At 70.4% G+C, this 8749-nt stretch carries 12 protein-coding genes and 1 tRNA gene; 6 read left to right on the top strand and 7 right to left on the bottom strand.

Going from position 1 to position 8749, the window contains the following annotated elements; translation table 11 throughout:
- Window positions 1-462 precede the first annotated feature (462 nt).
- Complete coding sequence (locus AB0C12_RS29445; protein WP_360553084.1) at window positions 463-2043, bottom strand: DHA2 family efflux MFS transporter permease subunit; 1581 nt, start codon at window positions 2041-2043, stop codon at window positions 463-465.
- A gap of 248 nt (window positions 2044-2291) precedes the next feature.
- Here AB0C12_RS29445 and AB0C12_RS29440 point away from each other — a divergent pair, with 248 nt between their 5' ends.
- Window positions 2292-2543 (top strand): hypothetical protein, encoded by a 252-nt coding sequence (locus tag AB0C12_RS29440; RefSeq protein WP_360553083.1) that lies wholly within the window; start codon window positions 2292-2294, stop codon window positions 2541-2543.
- 73 nt (window positions 2544-2616) lie between these two features.
- The gene (locus tag AB0C12_RS29435; protein WP_360553082.1) at window positions 2617-2901 is read left to right on the top strand and encodes a hypothetical protein; all 285 of its coding nucleotides are present in this window, start codon (window positions 2617-2619) and stop codon (window positions 2899-2901) included.
- Here the strand turns inward: AB0C12_RS29435 and AB0C12_RS29430 are convergent.
- The 5 genes from AB0C12_RS29430 to AB0C12_RS29410 all read right to left on the bottom strand — a co-directional run bounded on the left by AB0C12_RS29430 (window position 2898) and on the right by AB0C12_RS29410 (window position 5095).
- A complete protein-coding gene (locus AB0C12_RS29430; protein ID WP_360553081.1) occupies window positions 2898-3302 on the bottom strand; it encodes a DUF6223 family protein in 405 nt (134 codons plus the stop codon). The genes AB0C12_RS29435 and AB0C12_RS29430 overlap by 4 nt on opposite strands.
- Before the next feature lie 295 nt (window positions 3303-3597).
- Window positions 3598-3993, bottom strand: a complete 396-nt coding sequence (locus AB0C12_RS29425; RefSeq protein WP_360553080.1) for a hypothetical protein — start codon at window positions 3991-3993, stop codon at window positions 3598-3600.
- A 1-nt stretch (window position 3994) separates the two neighbouring features.
- Window positions 3995-4201 carry a hypothetical protein gene (locus AB0C12_RS29420; RefSeq protein ID WP_360553079.1) on the bottom strand — a complete coding sequence of 69 codons (207 nt, stop codon included), beginning with the start codon at window positions 4199-4201 and terminating at the stop codon, window positions 3995-3997.
- A gap of 336 nt (window positions 4202-4537) precedes the next feature.
- Window positions 4538-4609: transfer RNA gene (locus tag AB0C12_RS29415), tRNA-Val, on the bottom strand.
- 60 nt (window positions 4610-4669) lie between these two features.
- The gene (locus AB0C12_RS29410) at window positions 4670-5095 is read right to left on the bottom strand and encodes a TIGR02611 family protein (protein WP_360553078.1); all 426 of its coding nucleotides are present in this window, start codon (window positions 5093-5095) and stop codon (window positions 4670-4672) included.
- Window positions 5096-5412: 317 nt separating this feature from the next.
- Here AB0C12_RS29410 and AB0C12_RS29405 point away from each other — a divergent pair, with 317 nt between their 5' ends.
- From AB0C12_RS29405 to AB0C12_RS29390, 4 genes are all read left to right on the top strand, one after another.
- Window positions 5413-5844 carry an SsgA family sporulation/cell division regulator gene (locus AB0C12_RS29405; RefSeq protein WP_014446635.1) on the top strand — a complete coding sequence of 144 codons (432 nt, stop codon included), beginning with the start codon at window positions 5413-5415 and terminating at the stop codon, window positions 5842-5844.
- Window positions 5845-6089: 245 nt separating this feature from the next.
- Window positions 6090-7022 (top strand): AraC family transcriptional regulator, encoded by a 933-nt coding sequence (locus AB0C12_RS29400; protein WP_360553077.1) that lies wholly within the window; start codon window positions 6090-6092, stop codon window positions 7020-7022.
- A gap of 72 nt (window positions 7023-7094) precedes the next feature.
- Entirely contained in the window at window positions 7095-7550 is a 456-nt protein-coding gene (locus AB0C12_RS29395; RefSeq protein ID WP_212988814.1) for an Rrf2 family transcriptional regulator, read from the top strand.
- A gap of 67 nt (window positions 7551-7617) precedes the next feature.
- A complete protein-coding gene (locus tag AB0C12_RS29390; protein ID WP_212988815.1) occupies window positions 7618-7791 on the top strand; it encodes a DUF4236 domain-containing protein in 174 nt (57 codons plus the stop codon).
- Window positions 7792-7806: 15 nt separating this feature from the next.
- On the opposite strand, the gene AB0C12_RS29385 is transcribed toward AB0C12_RS29390, so the two are convergent.
- Window positions 7807-8727, bottom strand: a complete 921-nt coding sequence (locus AB0C12_RS29385) for a hypothetical protein (RefSeq protein WP_360553076.1) — start codon at window positions 8725-8727, stop codon at window positions 7807-7809.
- Between the last annotated feature and the right edge of the window lie 22 nt (window positions 8728-8749).

Here is an 8749-nt window from a genome sequence, read left to right as displayed (position 1 = left end):
ATGCCGCTCTGCGGCTGGGCCAGGAGGTCCAAGCGCGAGGCCACTCCGCGACTGACCCCAGACCCAGGTGCCATACCGCTCGGCGGCTGGCCGCAGGTGCAGACGAGGCGCCGCTCTGCGGCTGCCCGTAGGCAAGGGCCCGATCCGGCTCCGCCGGTGGGCCACCGCGCCGCGGGTGGGCCACAGGCACGGGCGCGATGCCGCGTAGCGGCTGACCTGAGCCCGACGTTCCACACCGCGCTGCCACGGACCCGCAGCCGGCCCGGGCCACGCCCCCGCTACATCGGCGCGTTTTCCGCGATCCAGCTGGCCAGCTCGCTGGGCCCGCGCCCGTCAGTCAACTGATCGCCGCCCGCAGCAGCCCAGCCCCGAACCAGCAACCCCAAGATCCGGCCGTTCGCCGGCCCGACGGGCAACGGCCGCGGAGCGGCGGGCTGAGCACAGCCCGCCGCAACCCCGGTCTCAGTGCATCAGCACCGGCGTGTCGATGTGGCCGTCGCCGTCCACGGCCGCGCCGCCCAGCCGTGCCGGTTGACGCTTGCGGGGCAGGAAGGCGATCGGGATGAACGTCAGCAGCACCAGCCCGAAGCCCACCCAGAACGTCGTGGCGAACGAGTCGGCCACGAACTCCAGGCCGCGCTGGATGACCGACGGTTCCACCGGCATCGGCTGGCCGTGCTGGCTGGCGATCGCCGCCCCCGCCTCGGTGATCGGCTCGCCGGTGCGCGGGTTGTTCAGGCCGGGGATCGGCTCCGAGCCGTTGAGCCGGCTGGTCAGGATCACCGACATGATCGCGGAGCCGATCGAGCCGCCGATCTGCTGGAGGATGTTCACCAGGGTGGAGCCGCGCGCCACTTCCTGGCTGGTCAGCGTGCGCAACGCCGACGTCATGATCGGCATCATCGTGCCGCCCATGCCGAGGCCCATCACGAACAGGGAGCCGCACAGCAGCCAGTACGACGTGTCCGTGCCGACCTGGGTGAAGGTGAAGAAACCGGCGGCGATCAGGGCCATCGCGAACGGCACCGTACGGCCCACCGGGATCTTGTCGGCCAGAGTGCCGGCGATCGGCATCGTGAGCATCGCGCCGATGCCCTGCGGCGCCATCAGCAGGCCCGCGTGCAGCGTGGACTCGCCCCGCACCTGCAGGAAGTAGCTCGGGAACAGCAGGCCGGCGCCCATGAACGCGATGATGAACACGAACAGCGAGATCGACGAGACGGTCAGGTTGCGGTTGCGGAACAGCCGCAGGTCGAGCAGCGGGTGCTTCGGCTTGAACGAGTACAGCACGAAGCCGATCACCAGCAGGGCGCCGACCAGCATCGTGGTCCAGACCTTGGTGGCCGTGATCGTGCCGGTCTCCGGCAGCGACGAGACGCCGTACAGGAAAAGAGCCAGACCCGGCGACAGCATCAGCATGCCGACGAAGTCGAACGACTCCGACGACTCGGCATTGTCCTTGGGCAGCGCGAAGAAGGCGTAGACGAGCGCGATCGCGCCGATCGGCAGGTTGATCAGGAAGACCCAGTGCCAGCTCGCCGCCTCGATCAGCCAGCCGCCCAGGATCGGGCCGCCGATCGGGCCGAGCAGCATCGGGATGCCGAGGACGGCCATCAGCCGGCCGATACGCTCCGGGCCGGCGGCCCGGGTCATGATCGTCATGCCGAGCGGCATGAGCATGCCGCCGCCGAGGCCCTGGAGCACCCGGTACGCGACGAGCTGCTCGATCGAGTCGGCGGTGGCACAGAGCACCGAGCCGAGCGTGAACAGCAGCAGCGCGAGCATGTACAGCCGTTTGGTGCCGAACCGGTCGGCCGCCCAGCCACTGAGCGGGATCACCGTGGCCAGCGCCAGGGTGTAGCCGGTCATGGTCCAGGCGACCTGGGCGTACGTGGCGTCGAACTCGGTCTGGAAGGTCGGCAGCGCCACACTGACGACGGTGATGTCGAGGATCGACATGATGGCACCGAGGACCACCACGCCGGCGATCTTCAGCACGGCAGCGTCCAGCCTGTTGGGCGGCGCGGCGGCTTGACCAGTCACGGAGAGCTCCAGGTTGTGTCGGGCAGTGCGGCCGGCGTCAACGTGCGGCACGTCGGGGCGCGGGCCGTGCGCAAAGCGACGATGGTGCCACTGTCCCCGGCGGCCGGCATCCGCTTTTCCGGAGCCGGGGCCGAGCTACGGGGGTTATTCTGCCCTGTGGCGCCCCGGCGGGCGGGTAAGTCGTGCTACTTGAATACGTGAAGCCCGCCACGTCTTCACGTTTGCCGGCCGGGTCTACCGTCGGGCTGGTGAGCGGCTACATCGCGGGCGGAATCGCCATCGGTACGGCTCTGCTGCTCGCGGCGTTCGTGATCCGGCGCCGCCGGGCCCGTCGCGGGCGCGATCAGCTCCTGCGCCGCGCGGCCCGCGCCACCGGGCAGATCCACCGCGACGCCCGGCGCGCGCGGCGGGAGACCATCCGTGGCACGGGCACCGGGGTGAACAGCCGGCCGAACAGCGCAGCCATGCTGGGGAACGACGGACCTGCCGGTCTCCCCTGAGCCCGGGCACCACTACGGTCAGCGTGGCGTCGGCGGCCATCGGGGCCGGCGACCGACATCGGGGTGGCGTGCAATGGCGACCGAGTTCGCACTCGACAACGAGATCATGGTCCTGGACGGCCGGGTGCTGGAGATCTTCCACAGCGGCACGGAGGAGAGCCTGCGGCTGCACGTGGCGCACCTGCGGATCAGCGCCACCCCGAACGGTGACGGCTTCAAGGTGCGCCTGGGGCGGGCGTACGGCGAGGACGACATCATGGGCGGGCGCCGGTGGAAGATGACCGCTGAGCAGTTCGCCGGTTTCCGCGCTTTCATCGCGGACGCCATCGCGGCCCGCGACCGCGGGCCCGGGTTCTAACCCGACCGCGACCGACCGGTACGGCGGGAGCGAACCATCGCGAGCCCACCGAGGACAACGGCGATCAGCCCCACCGCCACTGCCACGATGGCCCCGCCGAGTCCATTGCCGGTGCCGACACCCCCGTCTGATGTGGCCATGACGAGCCCGCCGAGCGCGGCACCGAGCAGTCCGGACACCATGGCGACAACAGCTCTGGTGCGACCGGCGGAACGGCTGAGAGCCAGCCAGCCGATGACCACTCCCACCAGTCCGAGCACGACGCCCGCACTCGCCCCGAGGCGCCCTGAGCTCATGGTGGTGACGTCAGCGGCGATCGGGTGCGCCGCGGCCGGGGCGGCCGGGACGAGAGCCACCACCAGGAACAGCCCGGCCCCGGCGATCGATTTCAGCAGCTTCACGACAGTGTCCTTCCGATGTGTCCCGCCCCGGATACCGGGTCACGCCCGATCATGTCGCCGGGAACACCGCCGGTCATCCCGCGGAAAGACGCACTTCAGGCTGCTGTCACCGGCGTACCCGGCTGCTGCGGGCGCCGCAGATGGCAGCGATCTACTGCCGGCGTGGTAGCCGCCGGCCCATGACGATGTGGACACAGCTCGAAGGCCTGGCGGCGACCCGCGCGTCGATAGGGGGTCCCGGATCGACGCGCTCGAGTCCGGCATCTCCGGCCGGACCAGCCGGCGGGCTCAGGTATCAGCCGGCGTCAGGCGCTGTCTCGTCGACCGCTGTCTCGGGCGGCGTGCCGTCGTCCGCGGCCGCCAGCTCGATCCGCTCGGTGTGGCCGGCCCCGATGACTTCGATGCCTCGCGTTCCGATGGAGCCGGCCAGGTTGAGCTCGACGACGTACGGGACGATCGCCGGCTGACCGATCGGGGGCATGCAACCGACGACCTCGATGCCCCAGTACTCGGGCTTCTGCACATAGCGCAGCGGATTGAGCGAGACCACCATGTTCGCGAACGGCTTCTGCCCGGAGACGACGAGCCTGGGCGGCGGCGGTGGATAGATCATGAGGGAGACGGTGTCCGCCCGCTCGAAGTCGATGACGCGGCACGACTGGGCCGGAGGCAGGCTCTCTGATCCGGGCATGCTAATCACCCACCACGTACTGAAGGCCCACCACGAATTCGAGCGCCAGCGGCACGGCCGTCCAGGTCCGCCGGCCGACGACGCCGTCCGCCGAGATGCTCGCCCAGCCCTGGCGCAGCGCCGGCATCGCGTTGCCGTCCGGAAGCGCCTTCCACGTCGCCGCGTCGACGACTGTGTCACCGGTAGCGCCCGGCCCCTCGTTGGTCATGATGCTCCTCGCCTGGCGGAGATGTGGTCCCTGCAGGTCGATGCCCAATGGAGAATCGGCGACGCGGAGCGCGAGAAGAGTGGCCTCGAGTGCCGACGAAGGCCGTCCCATCATCGACGTCCATGGATACCTGGTCAATCACCCGACGCACAAACAGCGCCCACCGCACGGCGCAGCGAAGCGAACGCAAACCCCGGCAACCACCCCGCCGCACCCGAGGCACAAAGGGCGCCCACCGCACCGCGGGGGGGGGCGTCCGGGGGCTCGGCCCCCGGAGCAGAAATGACGAGTGCCCCCGGTCCGCGCTTTCCGCGGACAGGAGGCACCTGGAACTCGTGGGCGATACTGGGATCGAACCAGTGACCTCTCCGGTGTGAACGGAGCGCTCTCCCGCTGAGCTAATCGCCCTCAACGGAGTCAGACTGTACCGGAACCCGGGCCGCGTGCGCGAACCAGGGTCCCGGCGCGTCAGCCTCCGGTGACGAACTTCCAGATCACCGCGGCCAGGTCGATGCCCATGGTGAGCTTGACCGACAGCCAGACCACGGCCGAGATGAAGATGAAGCCGGCCAGGCCGATCAGGGCGCGCATCGGCAGGGACTGTCTCAGCACCCAGTGGGTCCAGGCCTGGACGTGCTTCTTGGTGAAGTGCAGGAGTCGGCGCGCCCAGGCGAACTCGACGGCCAGGATCGCCAGGCCGAGGATCACGATGGCCCAGCCGGGTCCGGGGAACGGGATCAGCACGATGCCGACCGCCACCACGACGGTGCCCAGGACGCCGACGCCGATCTTCAGGGCCAGCCGGCCGGTGGGGTTGGCGCGGATCCGGTCCAGGACCCCCGGAGGTGAGTGTTCCTCGGGTGGGGATTCGGTCAGGGGTTCCGATTGGGACATCTCGTTCACTTTCGCGGCAAAGATCGCGGGCTCCCGGTCATTTCATCCCCCAGTGTTCCCCGCCCCCGTCACTACCCGGGAGGAATGGACGTTACCGGAGTGAGTCAACTGCTGGGCCACCCGACGCCGGGCGAAACCGAGTACATGGGCAGAACAGGTCAAGATACCGTTTAACGCTCCCTCCGGAGAGCTTATCGGAAGCGCCTTCCCACTACTGGGTGAGATCAGCGTATGGCGGAGCGTAATGACAGGGATCACCTGAGTATGGGAAACGCGGGGTTCACCAGCCTCGCAGCGGTGCCGGGGGGAGTTCGTCCATGAGTACCATTCGTCCAACGACCGTCGAGGTCGAAACCTCGCTGCGGCTCGTAGCGCCAGATGCCACGGCTCTGCCCGTGCGCGCCAGTCTGCGGTACGACCCAGCCGACCCGTATGCCGTGCACGTGTTGTTCCACGCGGAATCAGCCGGTGGGGAAGCCGTTAGCTGGTCCTTCGCGCGGGAACTGCTCGTGACCGGGCTCGATGAGCCGGCGGGTATCGGGGACGTCCGGGTGTGGCCGTGGGCCACGCCGCGGGGCGACTTCGTGGCTCTCGCGCTGTCGTCGCCAGACGGCAACGCATTGTTCGAAGTGCCGCGCAGTGTCCTGGTCCGGTTCCTGCGGCGCACCTATGTGGTGGTGCCGCGGGGCCGGGAGTCCGATCACCTGGACGTGGACGCCGCGGTCAACCGGCTGCTCGCCGGTCGATAGCGACAGGAATTACCGGGGCGACCCGCGCGGACACTGCCGGTCCGCGCGGGTCGCCTTTTTGCCGCCCGGGTCCGGGAAACGGACAGTCGGCGGATTGTCGCCGAATCCCGGGCACAAAGCGAATAGCACGACCGACCGTACTTAATGTCCGATTTGGCCCTTGATTTCTGCCCCGGGAGACCGATATCAGGCTCGGTCGGCACTCTCACGTGCATCCCTGGTCACGGCCCGATACGGTCGGCTCGATGGTCACCTCCACCGCGCGTCCGAGCAGGTCGGCACCCGCCCCGAACTGGGCGGGCGTGGGCACGTGCACGCTGCCCGAGACCGACCTGGCGACGCCGCGCCCGGCACCGCGCCGGTTGCCGTACCACCTGCTCGCGCTGACCACCGCCGGGCACGGCACCGTGGAGATCGACTTCGTCCTGCAGCGCTGCCGGCCCGGCACCCTGCTCTGGATCCGGCCCGGCCAGGCGCTGCGCTTCGGTATCGAGCCGGGACTGGACGCCTCCCTGGTCTCCTGGGACCGGGAACTGCTCTCGGCCGCCGACGTCACCGGCGTACCGGTGGATGATCTGCCCGGGCCGAACCGCTGGCAGCTGGCCGGCGAGGACGAGGACGCGGTGATCACCGAGGTCGCGCAGCTGGGCGTCGACTGCGCCCGGCACACCTCCGGGCCGGTCGCGGCCGCGCTGTTGCGTCATCAGCTCGCCGTCCTGCTGCTGCGTATCGCCCTGCTGACCAGTGGCGACGACCGGCGCGCGGGGACCACGAGCGCCGAGAGCCGTACGTTCGCGAGGTTCCGCCGCGAGCTGGAGGACGGCCATCCGCACAGCCGGCGGGTCGAGGACTACGCCGCTTCGCTCGGCTGCTCGGTGCGTACGCTGACCCGGGCCTGCCTGGCGGTCACCGGCCGCACCGCGAAGCAGGTCGTCGACGACCGGGTCGCGCTGGAGGCGCGCCGGCTGCTGGCCTGCACCGAGCTGTCGGTGGCGGAGATCGGCCGCCGGCTCGGCTTCGGCGAGCCGACCAATTTCGGGCGGTTCTTCCACCGCGAGGCGGGCCTGAGCCCGGGCGCCTTCCGGGCCGGCGCGGCAGCGGCGATGCCGACCCAGGTGGCCGACGACGTGGCCGACATCGGGGCCCGGGTCCCGGCCCAGCGACTGGCCGCTGACTGAGTGTGATGCCCGAATTCCCATTATTCCCGGGGTGCGCGAGGGTCGCGGGCTTCGACGCGGCATGATGGAGAGGTGCAGATCTCCGCGCGCGGCGACTACGCGGTACGGGCGGCGCTGAGCTTGGCCCACGCCTACCCGGCCCTGATGTCCGCCCAGGCCATTGCCCAGGACCAGAACATGCCCCGGAAGTTCCTCGAGGCAGTGCTGGCCGACCTGCGCCGCGCCGGGGTGGTCAGAGCTCAGCGCGGTGCCGAAGGTGGCTACACCCTGTCACAGAGTCCCCGGGACGTGACGATCGGTCAGATTCTGCGGGCTGTGGACGGTCCACTCGCGGGGGTCCGGGGCTTGCGCCCGGAGGAGACCCAGTATTCGGGGGCGGCGGAGAACCTGCCCAACCTCTGGGTCGCCGTACGCTCCGCGGTCCGCGAGGTGGTCGACGAGGTGAGCCTGGCCGAGCTGATCAGCGGCCGGATGCCGGCGCACGTCCGCAAGCTGACCACCAGGCCCGACGCCTGGCAGCCCCGCTGAGGGGTTTGCGAAAATCCACGATCGGGAATCTTCCGGCCACCTGGCTCTCCACGGAAGGACTCCCCCGATGGGCATTCAATACCGCAGTCGCAAGAAGTTCGGGCCGTTCATCCTGAACTTCACGCAGCGGGGATTCTCGTCCTGGTCCATCAAGATCGGCCGCTGGTCCTGGAACTCCAAGGCCAAGGCGCACCGCGTGGACCTGCCCGGCCCGCTGTCGTGGAAGCAGGACAAGTCCTAGTCCGTCACTGACAGCTCACGCCGCGGCGATCACCACGTCGCCGCCGAGCCTGCCGTGCTCCGGCCGCCGGGTCACCGACCCGGCGGTCAGCAGCGCCTGCAGCACCCGGGTCGCGTCCGCGGCCCGGTAGACGGTCTCGGTGAGCGCGAAGGTCCGCAGGTCGGTCACCGTCGCCTCGCCCTCCGCGGCGAGATGCGCCAGCAGCTCACGGCGCAGCGGCCCGGGATGCGGGCTGAGCGAGATGTCGATGAGGTGGCGCTCCGGATCGCCGGGGTCGCGGTAACGCACCCCGGCATACTCGTCGACCGCCCAGAGCGCGTCCTTGAAGCCCTCGAGGTTCTTGCCCGACTGGGTGGCGAACACCAGCACCTGCCCGGGCTCGTCCCCGGTCGCCAGCTCCACCGCCGCCACCAGCGGGAAACCGGCCGCCCGCAGCTCGGCGCGGTAGTCGTCGGCCACGAACCCCGGCGCCGGGACCACGATCACCGCCTCCGCGGGCTTGCCCGCGGTCAGGGCCGCGACGGTCGCCGGCAGCGGCGGCCCGCCCGCGGCGGTCGCATCCAGAAAAGCCAGCAGCGGTACGCGACCAGCCCCGACCGCCTTCAACGCCACCGCCAGCCGCGCGTCCGTGCCGCCGGACACAGCCTGCACGGTCAGCCCCGCACCCGCGCCGGCCTCCTGCTGGATCGCGGAGAGCCGCGCACCCACCTGGCCGACCTCCTCGCCCAGCGCGAGCATCGTCAGCTCCCGCCCCCGGACCAGGTCGGACTGGTCCACGAAGACCCGCAGCGCGGCCTGCGCCAGCTCGGGCCCGGCATCGGCGTACCCGTGCACATAGGTGGCGCGGCGGGCCCGGTGCAACGCGGCGGGCGCCCACGCCTCGAGGTGGCGGACGAGGATCTCACGCTTGACGTCGGCGACGCTGTCGGCGGTCATGACCTCGTTATACGGCGTCGCG

The sequence above is a fragment of the Actinoplanes sp. NPDC048967 genome (assembly GCF_040649415.1).
In the GTDB taxonomy this organism is placed as follows: domain Bacteria; phylum Actinomycetota; class Actinomycetes; order Mycobacteriales; family Micromonosporaceae; genus Actinoplanes.
This window is presented reverse-complemented; position numbering and strand designations above follow the sequence as displayed.